A 14,704-nucleotide genomic window follows, 5' to 3' on the forward strand; every position below is an offset into this window, starting at 1 on the left:
TTTAGTGATTGTCCCGCGGCAGGAATTGCCGCGCGATGTCCTTGAATTTGTCGGCGCCCTTCAGCGTCATGCCGCGATCCAGACGATCGACCTTCTCGCGGAAGATCTCCTGCCAGGGTGACTGGTCGGACGGGACCGAATAGCCACCTGCAGCTTCCAGTTCGCGGGCGCGTTCATGCAGCTCCTCCAGCGGAACAAGCATATCCGCCGTCCCTTTGCCCAGATCGATGCGCAACCGGTCGCCATTTCGCACCAGCGCCAGCCCGCCGCCTTCGGCCGCCTCGGGCGAGGCGTTCAGGATCGACGGGCTTCCGGACGTGCCGGACTGGCGCCCATCACCGATGCAGGGCAGAGCTTCGATCCCTTGTTTCAACAGGTATGAGGGCGGCCGCATGTTCACCACCTCGGCCGCGCCCGGGTAACCTTTGGGCCCCGCACCGCGCATGATCAGGATACAGTCTGCGTCGATGTTTTCTGCCGGATCATCGATGCGGTGATGAAAGTCCTCAGGCCCGTCAAAAACGACCGCCCGGCCCTCGAAAGCATTGGGGTCATCCGGGTTCGACAGGTAGGCCTCGCGGAAAGCGGACGAGATCACCGATGTCTTCATTATCGCGCTTTCGAACAGGTTGCCCGAGAGGTTGATGAACCCGGCCTGATGCTTGACCGGATTTCTCACCGGCTTGATCACGTCGTCGTTCAGCGACCGGCGTGTCCCGCAGTTCTCGCCCATCGACTGGCCGTTGACCGTCAGCGCATCGGGGTTGGGCAGCAATCCGGCATCAATCAACTCACCGACCACGGCAGGGACACCGCCGGCGCGCTGGTAGTCTTCTCCAAGGTATTTCCCGGCCGGCTGCATGTTTACCAGCAGCGGTACGTCGTGACCCAGGCTTTGCCAGTCATCGTTGTTGAGTGGAACGCCAAGATGCCGGGCGATCGCATTCAAATGGATCGGCGCGTTCGTCGATCCACCTATCGCCGAGTTGATGACGATCGCATTTTCAAATGCCGCCCGCGTCATGACATCGCTTGGGCGCAGATCCTCCCACACCATCTCGACGATGCGCATTCCGGTTTCATAGCTGATCTGTCCGCGTTCCCGGTACGGGGCCGGTATCGCGGCGGACCCGGGCAGTTGCATTCCCAAGGCTTCGGCCAGGGAATTCATCGTGGTCGCCGTTCCCATCGTGTTGCAATAGCCAACAGAAGGCGCCGAAGCCGCCGCGATTTCCATGAACTCATCAGTGTCGATCTCACCGGCAGCAAGGTCTTCCCGAGCCTTCCAGATCACGGTTCCCGACCCAGCGCGTTCACCCTTCCACCAGCCGTTCAGCATCGGGCCGACCGACAGAGCGATTGCGGGGATATTGACGGTGGCGGCCGCCATCAACAGCGCCGGCGTGGTCTTGTCGCAACCGATGTTCAGCACCACGCCGTCGATCGGGTAACCAAACAAGCTCTCGACCAGCGAAAGATAGGCCAGATTGCGATCCAGCGAGGCAGTCGGCCGCTTACCCGTTTCCTGAATCGGGTGCACCGGAATTTCGATGCACGTGCCACCGGCCGCGATGATCCCGTCGCGCACACGTTTGGACAATTCCAGGTGGTGGCGGTTGCACGGGCTGAGATCGCTGCCCGTTTGCGCAATGCCGATGATTGGCTTGCCGGATTGAAGCTCGGCGCGGGTCAGGCCGTAGTTGAGATACCGTTCCAGATACAGCGCGGTCATCTCGAGGTTCTCCGAGTTCATGAACCATTTCCGCGACCGCAGATCGTCCTTTGTTATCTTCGTCATTGGCCTGACCACCCCCCATCGATTATGTGTGTATGTCCTGTGGTGAAAGCACTCTCATCGCTTGCCAGGTAGACGACCAGTGCCGCTATTTCTTCCGCCTTGGCGACGCGGCCCATGGGTTGGCGAGCCACGAACTGCGCCATGGCCTCTTCCCTGCTGCCCAGCTCTTGGGCCAAGGCCTCGACCCGATCGCGCCAACTGGGGCTGTCGACCGTTCCGGGGCAGATGCAGTTGCAGCGAATGCCCTTTGTGATGAAATCAACCGCAACCGATTTCGTCAGCCCCACAACCGCAGCTTTGGTCACGCCATAGACAAAGCGGTTGGGCGCGCCGATGATCGACCCCAGAGCGGAAGACATGTTGATGATCGAGCCACCGCCCCGTTCGACCATCCCCGGCAGCACAGCCTTCGTTGTGCGCATCATGGACCGCACGTTGAGGTCCATCGCAAAATCCCACTCCTCATCGGTGGCGTCCAGGATGGTCCCGTGATGCACGAAGCCCGCACAGTTGAACAACACGTCCGGATTTGCCCGCTCAACCCCCTGAGCGACGCTGGCGTCATCGGTGACGTTCATCTCGAAAATTTCGATATTTTCGAGATTCTCGGACCGAATCGAAGAAAGGTTTTCGAGGTTGATATCCGTCGCAAACACCTGCGCCCCTTCGCGCGCCATTGCGATTGCGCTGGCACGACCGATACCCTGTCCGGCGGCCGTCACAAGGACGCGCTTCCCCACAAGTCTTTCTGACATATGTAAAATTTACCTTTCACTACTTGCGATCAAACACCACGACCCCGGGCCCGAGTGCGACCGGGCAGCACCAAAAAATTCTGCATGGACACGCGACAGGCTTTGGCGCAGGAACTTGATGCCGTTAGCGTATGACAGAGATTTTGGTTTGGCTATAACCATGCGTGGTGCGGCCCGAAGGAGGATAAGCAAGTATGAGCGAAAAGCGCAAAGTGACCCTTTTGGGCACCGGCCTAATGGGGGCGCCGATGGCACGAAACCTGCTTGCGGCAGGCTTTCCCCTGACCGTTTGGAACCGCAGCGCCGAAAAGGCACGACCATTGGCGGACCAAGGTGCCACGGTTGCGGACACCCCGGCCCACGCGGTTGCCCAAGCCGATGTGATCGTGACCATGCTGGCCGACGGATACGCAACCGGCGCGCTGCTGGAAGCCCCTTCCTTTTACGACCAGCTGAAACCTGGTGCCGTCTGGATCGACATGTCCAGCGCCAAGCCTGAACATGCCCGCGCGCAGTCGGCCCAACTCGAAACCCTCGGCCTGCGGCATCTGGATGCCCCGGTCTCCGGTGGCACCAAGGGGGCCGAGGCGGGCTCGCTGGCGATCATGGTGGGCGGCGACGAGAAGGTCATGCAGGAGGTACTGCCAATCCTGTCCGCCATGGGGCGCCCCGTGCATGTCGGCCCCAGCGGCGCCGGACAGTTGTGCAAACTGGCCAATCAGACAATCGTTGCCGTCACGATTTCCGCCGTTGCCGAGGCTACCCTGCTGGCCGAACAAGGTGGCGCAGACCCGGCTGCTTTGCGCGCCGCGCTGCGCGGTGGGTTTGCCGACAGCGTGATCCTGCAACAGCACGGGGAGCGCATGTCCAACCGGGACTTCGTTCCCGGCGGGCTCTCAAAGTTTCAACTGAAGGATCTGGACAACACCCTGGCTGAGGCGCGCGGTCTCGGCCTGGCACTGCCGAATACGCAAGCCGTACGCGACCGGTTCGAATACCTGATAAACGAAATGGATGGGGCCGAGCTGGATCATTCTGCGCTCTACCTCGAACTCAGAAAACGGAATGGCATGTCGTGACGCATATTCTCATCATCGGCGGCGGTGGAATGCTCGGTCAGAAGCTGGCGCATCACATTTCGGCCGAGCAGACCTTTGGCCCGGACGCCCGTGTATCATTGTTCGACCTTTCATTTCCGGCCGACGGTGCACCGGGAGAAAAAATCGTTGGCGACATCGCGGCCCCGAACTCGGCCAAGCTTTTGGCCGCTCAGCGCCCTGACGTGATCTTTCATCTGGCCGCGATTGTCTCGGGTCAGGCAGAAGCTGACTTTGACCTTGGTTGGGACGTCAACCTGATGACGACTTGGGCACTGCTGAACGCATTGAGGGACGAGCATAACGCCACCAGCGGCGCCTACCGCCCGCGGCTGGTCTTCGCTTCGTCCATAGCCGTCTTTGGCGCCCCTTTCCCCGCAAGGATCGACGATGAATTCCTGTGCGCCCCTCTGACCAGCTACGGGGCGCAGAAGGCTGCGTCCGAGTTGATGATTTCCGACTTCAGTCGAAAAGGATACATCGACGGCATCTCCCTGCGGCTGCCGACGCTGTGCGTGCGGCCCGGCAAGGCAAATGCCGCCGCGTCCTCCTTCTTTTCGGGTATCATACGGGAGCCCCTGAACGGGCTCGAGGCGGTTCTGCCGGTCCACGACACCGTTCGCCACTGGCACGCCAGCCCTCGGGCAGCGGCAAGATTTCTGACCCACGCGGCCGATCTTGATGCGACGCTGCTGAACGACCGGCGCGCCCTGAACATGCCCGGCATCAGTTGTACGGTCGCCGAACAGATCGAAGCTTTGCGCACTGTCGCCGGTCAAGACGCGGTCAACCTGATCAAGCATGTTCCCGACCCCGACATAGAGCGCATTGTCAAAGGCTGGCCACGCGACTTTCAAACCGACCGCGCGCTTGAGCTGGGCTTCCGCGCAGAGTCGAGCTTTGAAGACATCATCCGCGTTTATCTTGAGGATGACTTCCGCGCTTAGTCGCCCATCGTCTTGCCTGTAAGGTGGCGCTTGAGGTGGTCATGAATCTTCTGCTTGGTCAGTTGCTCATCGCCGGACAATGCGGCCTCGAGGATGTCGGCGTGATGCCGGATGTTCTCGGAGATGAACTCGAACCGCCGGTCCGCCACCATCAGCTGCTGCCGGAATTGCGCGTAAATTCGGCCGTGCATCTGCTTCAACGTTTCCGATCCGCAGGCCGAGATCAGCGTTTGATGGAATTCCTTTTCCGAGGCAAACCAGATCTCGATCAGCTCGCTGGGGTCGTCGGTGGCATGAATGCGCTTTTCGATATGGCTCAGCTTGTGATGCGCCGCGGTCAGTCTGGCTTCCCAATCCACCCCGCCGTTGCGGATCGACATTGCGGTGCCTTCTCCCTCCAGCAAAACGCGGATGTGGGTCAGCTCGATCAGTTTTTGCGGTGAACGCTTCGGGACGCGAAAGCCCTTCTGCTCCTGAAAGTCCACCAAACCCACCGATGACAAACGAAAAAGAACTTCGCGAACCGTGCTGGCCGAGCACCCATAGTCCTTGCGCAACTCTTCGGCCCGAACCTTGGCACCATGCTCGAATCCGTTCGAGATCAGACGCATTTTAAGGTGCTGATAAATATCTACTTCTTCACTCATTCCGGTTTGCACCTTTCAGGTCTGGCCACTTATTGTCCTAGTCGTATTTTCGATTTATTGCAAGAATCTCGAAATTCTTGAAAATTTCATATTTTACTTGTTGCATTCGATTCGACCGCTTAACGTCTAGCAGCGTGTCGACAAGGGAGGCGGCAAGATCTCCTACCCGGCGCACTGCTCAACGTCTGGGAGGACAATATGAAAATAGTCAAGACAGCGGCTGTTGCGGCCGTAGCAACGACGATGGCGGCCGGTTTCGCGGTGGCTGAAACGACCAAGCTCAGAATTCAAACCCATTTCTCGCCCGAGACGCTGTCCGGGCAGATGGCGGCAAAATACGTCGAAGACATCCAGGAAATGTCGAACGGCGAGATCGAAGTCGAGATGTTCTACTCGTCCTCGGTGGTCAAATCGGTCGAAACCTTCGATGCCGCGGCGACAGGCATCCTCGACTGCGACATGACCGGCGGCGGCTATCAGACCGGTAAGAACCCGGCCTTCCAGTTCGCGGGCGATCTGCTGGGCGGTTACCAAAACCCCTATCAGCAAATGGCATGGCTGCTGCACGGTGGCGGCAGAGATGCCGTCAATGACCTGTACAACGGCTACGACATGGAATTCATTGGCTGGTGGATCCCGGGGCCGGAATCTCTGGCCTCGACCAAGCCGATCGCCAAGGTCGATGACTTCAAAGACTGGAAATTCCGTTCGCCCCCGGGCCTGGCCACCAAGGTCTTTGCCGAGCTGGGCGCATCGCCGATCGTGATGGACTTCAACGAAATCTTCACCGCTCTGGAAACCGGCATCATCGACGGCGCGGATGCTGCGAACCTGACCAACAACGTGGGTCTGGGACTGTACGAAATCGCCGGTCACACGAACTATCCCGGCTTCCACTCGATGCCCGCAGACCACCTGGCCTGCCGCAAGGACGTTTGGGACGCGATGCCTGCACATCACAAAAAGATCATGGAAGTCGCAATGGACAGCCTGGCGCTGCACAATGCGACGATCAACGAAGTGCAGAACGCTCAGACCGCCAAGGACCTGAAGGCCAAAGGCGTTCAGCTGTATGAATGGTCGCCGGAAGATCTGGCCGCCTACCGCGCAGCCGTTCAGGTCGGGTGGACCGAGTTCGCCACGACCCCAGAGGCCAAGGCGCTGTTGGAAAGCCACATCAACTTCCTGCGCGATCTGGGCGCAATGCAATAATCGGGCTTCGGCCATTCAACGACAATCGGAAAGGCCGTGCTGACGGCCTCTCCGAATGTGCCCGGGACCCTGCATTTCATGAAAATCACCAAGATCACCAGCCATGTACTGCAGTACAAGATGCCCGAAGTCCTGGGGTATTCGCAGCAGTATTATGACAAGCGCACAACCCATCTGGTCGAGGTTCAAACCGACGAAGGCGTGACCGGCTGGGGAGAGTGTTTTGGCCCCGGCAACGTAGCAAGAGCCAACAAATCCATCGTTGAACAGGTCATTCAGCCGATGGTTCTGGGGCTGGACCCTTTGGACAAGGACGTGATCTGGCACAAGGTGTACAACCTTCTGCGAGATCATGGACAAGGCGGAATGCCGATACAGGCGCTGTCCGGCGTGGACATCGCTCTGTGGGACATCGTCGGCAAGGTGGCCGGTTTGCCGCTGCACAAACTCATCGGCGGCGCGCATCGGTCAAGCGTTTCCTGCTACGGCTACGGGATGATGCTGCGGGATGAGCCGACCGCCGACCTTGCCGCCCGGTTCAAGGACGAAGCCGCAACGATCAGGGACATGGGGTTTGTCGCCACCAAGATGAAGACCGGTTTCGGACCCAAACCAGACGTACAGCTGTGCGAGGCGGTGCGTCGCGGGGTTGGAGACGACTTCCCCTTCATGGTCGACGCAAATCATGCCTACACGACCTCGGACGCGTTTTATGTGGGCCGTGCCTTGGAAGAGCTTGACGTCTATTGGTTTGAAGAGCCGGTGGCCCCTGAGGATCTTGATGGCTATCGCGAACTGCGCGCTGGACTGAAGGTCAATATCTCGGGGGGCGAGGCTGTGTTCAATCGCTGGGCATGGCGCGCGCTTCTCGAAAACCGCAGTGTCGATATCGCTCAGCCCGAAGTGTGCGCGTTGGGCGGAATCTCGGAGTATCTGCGGGTACTTGCGCTGTGCCACGCACACTTCACCCCGGTCGTCAATCACGTCTGGGGAAGTGCGGTTGCTGTGGCCACCAACCTGCATCTGCTCGCGGCAATGCCGGTAATGCCGGGCGGGCTGCACCCGTGGGAACCGATGTTGGAATTCGACACCACGGACAACAAGTTCCGCGACGATCTGCTGACCGTTCCGCTGGAGATACAGAAACAAGTCAAGGCCAACAAAGGCCGCGTGACGATCCCGACCGGCCCCGGACTGGGTGTCGAGCCGGACCTGGAATTTATCGATCACCACCGGATCGACGGATAAGGACGAGGGCTACGTGATGCAAAAAAACTCAGGCGGAATACTGGAGTGGCTCATCCCGCTCGCCTTCGTCGCAACGGCCAGTTGGCTCGTCTGGCATCTGCCGGCCTTCCTGTTGGACTGGCTGCCCTACACATCCGAATCTCTGAAAAGCCAGGTAACGGAAATCTATCTGCGCAGCGACGTGACGCCCGAAATGACCGGGGTTTTCGGCGGATTTGTCGACATTGTCGATATCGGCGCGCTGATACTGCTGCCGATCCTTGCGGTGATCGGAACCAAGACCGTCCAGCCGGCCGCGATGGAATACGAGGGCACGACTGCGATGGACCGCTTCGCCCTTTTCATCGGCCGGGTCACGATGATGATGATCGCCATCATGACGGTGGTGATGCTGTACGAAGTCTTCATGCGCTACATCCTCGAAAAGCCGACCGAATGGGCCAACGAGATGACACTGTGGTTCGCCAGCTTCGTGTTCCTGATGTCCGGCTACTATGCCATGCAGCAACGCAGCCATATCCGGATCTTTCTGCTGTATGATGCGGTTCCTCGCTGGTTGCAGCGGGTGTTCGACACGATCTCGACCATCCTGATCGTGATGTTCGCGTTCTTTCTGGTCTACGGCAGCTATCAGCAGGTTTTCGTCAACAAACTCTACAAATGGGAGCTTTATGGCTCGGCCTTCAACCCGCCGATCCCGGCGACGTTGCAGCCCATGGTCCTGATCGTGATCACCCTGGTCGCCATGCAGGCCGTTCTGAACCTGATCGCGGATTGGAACAAAGAACCGGAAATCCACACGGATGAACCGGACGAAGACGAAATTGAAATGATCAAACGAGCGGTGGGACAAGACTGATGGATATTGGAACGATCTCACTCATCCTGATGGTCGCCCTGATCGTGCTTCTGGCGATCGGGATGCCCCTGGGTCTGGCCTCGGCCTCGCTTGCGGTTCTGGTTCTTGTTCTGAAGTTCGAGCCAACACTTCTTTTGAACCCGTTTTCATTCGGCGATGGCATTCTGACCGGACGCCCGGGGACTGGGCCGCTATATATTCTGGCGCAGAAGATATATGGGCTCTTAACGGACTACGTGCTCATATCCGTGCCATTGTTCATCTTCATGGCATCGCTGCTGGAGCGATCCGGGATCGCGCGCGACATGTATTCGTCGCTGAATGTCTGGCTGTCCAGAACACGTGGCGGCATCGCGATCGTGACCTCGATCATGGCGGTGATCATGGCAGCCATGTCCGGCATCATCGGCGGTGAGGTGGTCCTGCTGGGTCTGATCGCCCTGCCCCAGATGCTGCGCCTCGGCTACGATCAGAACCTCGCCATCGGCGTCATCTGCGCCTCGGGATCGTTGGGGACCATGATCCCGCCCTCGATCGTTCTGATCATCTATGGGCTGATCACCGAAACCTCGATCAAGTCGCTGTTTACCGCGTCCTTCATCCCGGGCTTCATGCTGGCCTCGATGATCATCCTGTACATCATCATCCGCACGCAGTTGAATCCTCACCACGCGCCGCTTCCGGAACCGGATCCGAACGACCCCGAACCGGCTGAAAAGCGCAAACTGTTTGCCGCCTTCATGAGTATCGTCGTCGCCGGATTTTCCACCGTTCTGTTTATCCGGGCCGCGTTTTTCGAGCTTTCCGGCTCGAACGCTGCCAGCCAGGGCGAGCCCGCGCGATTGGGGACAGCTGACTACCTGCCCTGGTTTGCCGGTATTACGATCGTCGCCCTTCTGCTGATCTTCTTCGTCTTTGGCAGAGAGCGCGCCAAAATCGGGTGGGAAATGGGTAAAGGCCTCGTCGCGCCGCTGGTCGTCATCGGCGTCGTTCTCGGCTCGATCTATGGCGGGATCACAGGCATCACCGAGGCAGCAGGCATGGGCGCCTTCGCCGTTCTGATCATCGCCATCCTACGGGGCGAAGGATCGTTCGAGCTGGTTTGGGACAGCTTGATGCGGACACTGAAATCAACAGGCACCATCATCTGGGTCACCATCGGGGCCGCCGCGCTGGCGGGTGCCTACACCATTGCCGGCGGACCTCAATACGTGGCCGACCTGATCGTCGGGCAGGACCTGCCGACCATGCTGGTCATTCTGGTGATGATGCTGATCCTGCTGTTCATGGGCGCGTTCATGGATTGGGTCGGCATCGTGCTTTTGATCATTCCGGTCTTTCTACCGATCGTTCTGCGCCTTCCCATCGAGGAAATCGGACTCATCGGCCGGTTGCAGCCCAGCCATGTCGCGATCTGGTTTGGCGTCGTGTTCTGTATGAACATGCAGGTCAGCTTCCTGTCGCCCCCGTTCGGCCCGGCGGCGTTCTACCTGAAATCCGTGGCCCCGCCGCATATCAGCCTGACGGATATCTTCCGCGGCTTCCTGCCATTCATCGGGATCCAGCTGCTGGCGCTTTCCGTTCTTCTGATCTGGCCGGGCATCATCGCGCTGCTGTTGTGAGGTTGCACCCATGCTGACACAAGATCAGATTGGCAAGTTCCAGACGGACGGATACCTCGTGGTCCAGGATGTAATTCCCGGCGATGTCCTGGATCGGGTACAGGCCGAATACTCGGATGTCCTGAACCGGCTCTATGACGGTTGGTACGAAAAGGGACTGGTCAAGGACGAGCCGTCAGGAATGACCTTCTGGGACAAACTTCTGTCCGCCTATCAGGCCGGTTGCGACTATTTCCAGCCGCTGGACATCTCGCTGCCCGGCGACCGGATCATGGCTGACACACCGTTCCATATTGGGCCCGCCGTGTTCGACCTGCTGACGGCCCAACCCATGCTGGACATCGTCGAGCAGTTGATCGGGCCAGAGTTGGTGAGCAATCCGATCCAGCACGTTCGGCTGAAGCCCCCTGCCCTCAAGCTGTCCAAGGATGAGGTGCGCGCGCATATCACCGCAACGGACTGGCATCAGGACCGGGCAGTTGCGTTGGAGGATGCGGACCAGACCGACATGGTCACGGTCTGGATTGCCGTCAACGATGCAACGATCGAGAACGGCTGCCTGCAAGTGCTGCCTAAGGCAAAGGACCAATCCATCCTGCCGCATTGCGCGCGGACGCAGACAGGCATTGCCAACGGGTTCATTGACGAAGACCGAGCCGTGCCCTTGCCCGTCAAGGCGGGCGGGATCATCCTGTTTCATCCTCTGACGCCACATGCGTCGCTGGTCAACGAAACGGACCGGTTCCGCTGGTCGTTCGACATCCGCTTCAGTGCAGCAGGCCAGCCCACCGGTCGGGACCATTTCCCCAGCTTCATCGCAAGGTCCAGATCGCGCCCCGAATCCGAACTGCGGGATTGGCGTGTCTGCAAATCCAATTGGGAGGCGGCACGAGCAAGGCTGTCTGGACAGCCGCATATAGATATTCACCGGTGGACATCGGACTCGCCGTTCTGCGCCTAGCTGCAGCCGCCAGGAAAGCTGATTATGACTTTTGTACGTTTAGATCGAACGGATAGCGTGGTGGTTGCAACTCGGCTGCTGGAGGCCGGCAGTGTGGTCGAAGGCGTCACGACCAATGCGCGCATCCCATCGGGCCACAAGGTCGCCACGGCGACCCTTGCACCCGGCGATCCGGTCAGAAAATACGCCCAGATCATTGGTTACGCCACCCAACCGATCCACCCCGGCGATCATGTACACACCCATAATGTCGAGTTCCGAAACACCAGCGTGGACTATGAGTTTGCGACGGATCACAGGCCTATGAGACCCGCCACCTCGGTCGATACGTTCATGGGCTACCATCGGGACAGCGGTCGGGTCGGCACGCGCAATTACATTGCGGTTCTGACCACCGTGAACTGTTCTGCTACGGCGGCCCGCATGATCGCTAACCACTTCACGCCGGACAAGCTTGCCGCGTATCCGAATGTCGACGGCGTGGTGGCCATTGTCCACGGAACGGGCTGCGGAATGGCAGATTCCGGCGACGGTTTCGAAGCTCTTCAACGGGTCATGTGGGGGTTTGCAAAACATCCCAACCACGCTGCCGTTCTGATGGTCGGTCTGGGCTGCGAAATGAACCAGATCGACTGGCTGCTGGACGCATATGGGTTGAAGCAGAGTCCAACCTTCCAGACGATGAACATCCAAAACGTTGCCGGGTTGCGTCGGACCGTGGAAATGGGCATCAGCAAGATCAACCAGATGCTGCCCATTGCCAATGAGGCAAAGCGCAGAGAAGCCCCGGCGTCTGAACTGATGGTTGCGCTGCAATGTGGTGGATCGGACGCTTGGTCCGGTGTGACGGCGAACCCGGCGCTCGGATATGCCTGCGACCTGTTGGTCGCTCAAGATGGCACGGGTGTCCTCGCGGAGACGCCCGAAATCTACGGAGCCGAACATCTTTTGACCCGCCGTGCCCTTGACCGCGCAACTGGGGAAAAACTGATCGGACTGATCGATTGGTGGCAGGACTACACCGCCCGCAATCACGGTTCGATGGACAACAACCCAAGCCCCGGCAACAAGCAAGGGGGTCTGACGACCATCCTCGAGAAATCGCTGGGGGCTGCGGCGAAGGGCGGAACCACCCCTTTGACCGGTGTATTCAAATACGCCGAACCCATCACCGCCAAAGGCTTCACCTTCATGGACAGCCCCGGATACGACCCAGCCTCGGTGACCGGCCAGATCGCGGCCGGGTGCAACCTTGTGTGTTTTACCACGGGGCGCGGGTCGGCCTTTGGGTCCAAACCGGCACCAACACTGAAAATCGCCACCAATTCCGAATTGGCGGCGCGTATGCCCGAAGACATGGACGTGGACGCGGGCGACATTCTGACCAAAGGCGTCAGCGTCGAAGAAAAAGGACAGGAGATATACCGACGGCTGCTCCAAGTCGCCTCGGGCGCGCGAACCAAGTCCGAGGCACAGGGCTTGGGTGATTACGAATTCGTTCCCTGGCAAATCGGAGCGGTGATGTGAAACAGATCCTCGTAGCCGGCGGCGGATTGATCGGTATCCGCCACGTCCGCGCCGTCATTGAGCATCCCGGCTGCACGTTGGTCGGGTTGGCCGATCCGGATGGCTCGATCCAGATCGACGCGCCGCGTTTTGCCAGTATGGACGAGGTGCAGGACACAGTGGATGGTGTCATCATCGCGACGCCGACCCGCCTGCATGCCGAACATGGCATTCTGGCCGCGTCCCGTGGTTGGCACATGCTGATCGAAAAGCCGGTTGCCGCGTCGGTCGATGATGCCCTGCGCCTTAAGACGGCCGTTAGCGAGGCCAATGTCCGCAGCCTGGTCGGCCACCATAGGCGGTACCACACAACCTTGCAGCACCTGAAGGAGGTGATCGCGCAAGGTACGATCGGACAAGTCATCAACGTCTCGTTGCTGTGGGCCATGCGTAAACCCGACAGCTATTTTGAACAGAACTGGCGGACTTCCGATGGCAGCCCGGTGATGATCAATCTCGTGCACGATATCGATGTCCTGCGCTTTGTGATCGGAGAAATCTCGGATGTCGTCGCCCTGCCCGGCGCGTCGATCCGCGGATCGGATCGGATCGAAAGCGGCGCTGTCGCGATCGCATTCGAAAACGGCGCGACGGGTACCATCAGCTTTGCCGACACCGCGCCCAGCCCTTGGGGGTTTGAAGCCGGAACCGGCGAAAATCCGAACATCGGCACGACCCGCCAGGACATGATGTGGATCACGGGAACCAGGGGCGCCTTCAGTTTTCCATCCATGACCCTGTGGCGCGGACAGGATTGGGGCACTGCGGCCCAAAAAGACCAACTTCCAAGGCCGGACCAGACACGCACACCGCTGGAGGCGCAACTGGATCACTTCCTTGACGTGATCGATGGCGCCCCACCTTTGATCGACGTCGAGGATGCAGCCCGGACGCTCGAAGTCACATCACGCATCGAACAGGAGCTGAAGGCGCGAACCGCTCGAGCGCGGGCGCCGGCCTGACTAAGACGCGGCAGAGCAAAATTTCTGACCATTCAAAAGACCAATGACTACTCCCCGGGCAATATCAGCAATCAGACTGCAAATCCGCCCGCGACAGACACAAGAATGAAAACCAGACATATTCACGGAAAGGGAAACCAATGAGCAAACCATCAATCGGGTTTATCGGCCTGGGACTCATGGGCGGAGCCATGGTGAGCCGGCTGTTGGACCAGGGATACTCGGTCATGGTGTTGGGAAACCGCGATCGCACACATCTGGATGCCGCGATTGACCGTGGCGCCCGCGAGGCGCAAAACGCGCGGGAACTGGCTCAGGCCAGCGACATCGTGATGCTGTGCATGGGAACGTCCGAGCAGGTCGAGGGCCGTATGCGCGGTGCTGATGGAGTGATCGCGGGACTGAAGCCCGGGGCGATCGTCATCGACTTTGGCACCTCGCTTCCGGGCAGTACACGCGCCCTGGCCGAGGAGGTTGCCGCAGCCGGCGGAAGCTATCTTGACGCGCCACTTGGCCGTACGCCGTCGCATGCGCTGGAAGGCAAACTCAACATCATGACGTCCGGCGACAAGGCTGCCTTCGACAAGGCCGAGCCGACACTGAAGGATCTGGGTGAAAACGTGTTTTACCTGGGCCCTGTCGGATCGGGACATACGATCAAGCTGATCAACAACTTCTTCGGCATGACGGTCGCGAACGCGATGGCTGAAGCCTTTGCAATGGCTGACATCACCGGCGTTGACCGCAAGCAGCTGTATGACGTTATGGCCGCAGGGCCGCTGCATTCCGGCATGATGGATTTCGTCAAAGCCTACGGTGTCGAGAATGATCCAAACCAGCTGGCCTTTGCCATCAAGAACGCGGCAAAAGACCTTGGGTATTATGATCGAATGGCGCGCGAGGCCGGCGTTACCAGCGTGATGTCGCAGGGCGCGCTTTCCGCGCTGAACGACGCGCGCGACCACGGTCAGGCGGATGACATGGTCAGCCAGATGGTTGACTACTACGTCAAGCGTTTCAACACCTGATC

General features: G+C 59.4%; 12 protein-coding genes and 1 pseudogene. 10 read left to right on the forward strand and 3 right to left on the reverse strand.

The genetic code is table 11. The features are described 5' to 3' along the window. Position 1 precedes the first annotated feature (1 nt). A complete protein-coding gene (locus ACR0BA_RS05460) occupies positions 2-1,798 on the reverse strand; it encodes an IlvD/Edd family dehydratase (RefSeq protein WP_260065612.1) in 1,797 nt (598 codons plus the stop codon). After that, positions 1,795-2,553, reverse strand: coding sequence for an SDR family oxidoreductase (locus ACR0BA_RS05465; protein WP_480726823.1), 759 nt, complete (start codon positions 2,551-2,553; stop codon positions 1,795-1,797). The genes ACR0BA_RS05460 and ACR0BA_RS05465 overlap by 4 nt, the downstream gene beginning before the upstream one ends. A gap of 194 nt (positions 2,554-2,747) precedes the next feature. Between ACR0BA_RS05465 and ACR0BA_RS05470 the strand changes: the two genes are divergently transcribed. Together ACR0BA_RS05470 and denD are read left to right on the forward strand one after the other, a co-directional pair. Then, a complete protein-coding gene (locus ACR0BA_RS05470; protein WP_480726824.1) occupies positions 2,748-3,632 on the forward strand; it encodes an NAD(P)-dependent oxidoreductase in 885 nt (294 codons plus the stop codon). Then, complete coding sequence (gene denD / locus ACR0BA_RS05475; protein ID WP_480726826.1) at positions 3,629-4,597, forward strand: D-erythronate dehydrogenase; 969 nt, start codon at positions 3,629-3,631, stop codon at positions 4,595-4,597. Before ACR0BA_RS05470 ends, denD begins: the two co-directional genes overlap by 4 nt. On the opposite strand, the gene ACR0BA_RS05480 is transcribed toward denD, so the two are convergent. After that, positions 4,594-5,244: a GntR family transcriptional regulator gene (locus ACR0BA_RS05480; RefSeq protein ID WP_170450407.1), complete on the reverse strand. Its 651-nt coding sequence runs from the start codon at positions 5,242-5,244 to the stop codon at positions 4,594-4,596. The genes denD and ACR0BA_RS05480 overlap by 4 nt on opposite strands. A 198-nt stretch (positions 5,245-5,442) precedes the next feature. On the opposite strand from ACR0BA_RS05480, the gene ACR0BA_RS05485 reads away from it, so the two are divergent. From ACR0BA_RS05485 to ACR0BA_RS05520, 8 genes and pseudogenes are all read left to right on the forward strand, one after another. Beyond that, positions 5,443-6,456 (forward strand): TRAP transporter substrate-binding protein, encoded by a 1,014-nt coding sequence (locus ACR0BA_RS05485; protein ID WP_093961716.1) that lies wholly within the window; start codon positions 5,443-5,445, stop codon positions 6,454-6,456. 78 nt (positions 6,457-6,534) lie between these two features. Continuing rightward, positions 6,535-7,704, forward strand: a complete 1,170-nt coding sequence (locus ACR0BA_RS05490; protein ID WP_480726827.1) for a mandelate racemase/muconate lactonizing enzyme family protein — start codon at positions 6,535-6,537, stop codon at positions 7,702-7,704. 16 nt (positions 7,705-7,720) lie between these two features. Further along, the gene (locus ACR0BA_RS05495; protein WP_174819626.1) at positions 7,721-8,563 is read left to right on the forward strand and encodes a TRAP transporter small permease subunit; all 843 of its coding nucleotides are present in this window, start codon (positions 7,721-7,723) and stop codon (positions 8,561-8,563) included. Beyond that, the gene (locus tag ACR0BA_RS05500; protein ID WP_480726828.1) at positions 8,563-10,185 is read left to right on the forward strand and encodes a TRAP transporter large permease; all 1,623 of its coding nucleotides are present in this window, start codon (positions 8,563-8,565) and stop codon (positions 10,183-10,185) included. Before ACR0BA_RS05495 ends, ACR0BA_RS05500 begins: the two co-directional genes overlap by 1 nt. Positions 10,186-10,195: 10 nt before the next feature. Beyond that, positions 10,196-11,146 carry a phytanoyl-CoA dioxygenase family protein gene (locus ACR0BA_RS05505; protein ID WP_480726829.1) on the forward strand — a complete coding sequence of 317 codons (951 nt, stop codon included), beginning with the start codon at positions 10,196-10,198 and terminating at the stop codon, positions 11,144-11,146. Positions 11,147-11,170: 24 nt separating this feature from the next. Continuing rightward, the gene (locus tag ACR0BA_RS05510; RefSeq protein WP_480726831.1) at positions 11,171-12,673 is read left to right on the forward strand and encodes a UxaA family hydrolase; all 1,503 of its coding nucleotides are present in this window, start codon (positions 11,171-11,173) and stop codon (positions 12,671-12,673) included. Continuing rightward, positions 12,670-13,674 (forward strand): Gfo/Idh/MocA family protein, encoded by a 1,005-nt coding sequence (locus ACR0BA_RS05515; RefSeq protein WP_480726832.1) that lies wholly within the window; start codon positions 12,670-12,672, stop codon positions 13,672-13,674. Before ACR0BA_RS05510 ends, ACR0BA_RS05515 begins: the two co-directional genes overlap by 4 nt. Before the next feature lie 116 nt (positions 13,675-13,790). Further along, a pseudogene (locus ACR0BA_RS05520) lies at positions 13,791-14,702 on the forward strand (NAD(P)-dependent oxidoreductase); the annotation flags it as partial. Between the last annotated feature and the right edge of the window lie 2 nt (positions 14,703-14,704).

The organism is Ruegeria sp. CI5 (assembly GCF_056536885.1).

Excerpts from the sequence above, each read along its gene's own strand:
- ACR0BA_RS05480 (WP_170450407.1), bottom strand. The coding sequence starts at position 5,244 with ATGAGTGAAGAAGTAGATATTTATCAGCACCTTAAAATGCGTCTGATC.
- ACR0BA_RS05470 (WP_480726824.1), top strand. The coding sequence starts at position 2,748 with ATGAGCGAAAAGCGCAAAGTGACCCTTTTGGGCACCGGCCTAATGGGG.
- ACR0BA_RS05490 (WP_480726827.1), top strand. The coding sequence starts at position 6,535 with ATGAAAATCACCAAGATCACCAGCCATGTACTGCAGTACAAGATGCCC.
- ACR0BA_RS05485 (WP_093961716.1), top strand. The coding sequence starts at position 5,443 with ATGAAAATAGTCAAGACAGCGGCTGTTGCGGCCGTAGCAACGACGATG.
- ACR0BA_RS05460 (WP_260065612.1), bottom strand. The coding sequence starts at position 1,798 with ATGACGAAGATAACAAAGGACGATCTGCGGTCGCGGAAATGGTTCATG.
- ACR0BA_RS05500 (WP_480726828.1), top strand. The coding sequence starts at position 8,563 with ATGGATATTGGAACGATCTCACTCATCCTGATGGTCGCCCTGATCGTG.
- ACR0BA_RS05495 (WP_174819626.1), top strand. The coding sequence starts at position 7,721 with ATGCAAAAAAACTCAGGCGGAATACTGGAGTGGCTCATCCCGCTCGCC.
- ACR0BA_RS05510 (WP_480726831.1), top strand. The coding sequence starts at position 11,171 with ATGACTTTTGTACGTTTAGATCGAACGGATAGCGTGGTGGTTGCAACT.
- ACR0BA_RS05505 (WP_480726829.1), top strand. The coding sequence starts at position 10,196 with ATGCTGACACAAGATCAGATTGGCAAGTTCCAGACGGACGGATACCTC.
- ACR0BA_RS05465 (WP_480726823.1), bottom strand. The coding sequence starts at position 2,553 with ATGTCAGAAAGACTTGTGGGGAAGCGCGTCCTTGTGACGGCCGCCGGA.